The sequence below is a fragment of the Caballeronia humi genome (assembly GCF_001544475.1).
Taxonomy (GTDB): domain Bacteria; phylum Pseudomonadota; class Gammaproteobacteria; order Burkholderiales; family Burkholderiaceae; genus Caballeronia; species Caballeronia humi.
The window spans coordinates 1-623 of record NZ_FCNW02000242.1 but is presented as its reverse complement, the minus strand read 5'-3'; the positions used below and the strand labels follow the sequence as shown (position 1 = coordinate 623).

The 623-nt window shown below is 57.9% G+C and carries 1 protein-coding gene; it reads right to left on the bottom strand.

Annotated elements, in window-relative coordinates:
• The coding region (locus AWB65_RS35240) for a sigma factor (RefSeq protein WP_268808287.1) at positions 1 to 326 on the bottom strand (326 nt) is incomplete at its 3' end.
• Positions 327 to 623 lie beyond the last annotated feature (297 nt).

The following is a 623-nucleotide window of genomic DNA, read 5'->3' as shown; positions in this document are numbered from 1 at the left end:
TCGTTCAGGGCGTCGTGCCGCGAGCGCGCCCGAAAGTAGTCCGTCAGCTTGTAACGTGCAATCGCGTGAACCCACGCAGTCAACGGTTCCTCCCGCCGGTATGTCTGCCGCCCGTTATGCACGGCGAGCAGGACTTCCTGGACCACATCTTCGATGTCACCCGGCTGGGCGTTCAGCCTGCGCCGCAGGAACCCGCGAAGATGCGGGCACAATTCCATCAGAAATTGTCGGTACGCCGCCTCGTCGCCGTCCAGGCCGCTCAGAAAGAGCGCCTGAAGATGCGTCTCCTTCGCCCGCGCGCCAGTGTTACTCGTAGTTCGATCCATCGATCACTCTGGTTACAGGAAGCGCAAGTTTATTTTTTCGAATTCTACGCACTCGCGAGCGAGCATTCACGCTTCTGGTTTCCCCGAAGCCGCCCGCACAAAATTTTCTCACCTGCTGTAACCGGATCAACGCGCGTGACGAACTACCTTTCAGATGCGCGAAAGGCGACGCATCGGCCGGTTCGGCGCAGTTGGCCTGAATCGGGCCAAACCTATTCATCGCAACACATTCAAGGAGTTGATATGAAACGCATTGCAATTGCAGCATTGGCCGTATCGCTGTTCGTCAGCGGTGGT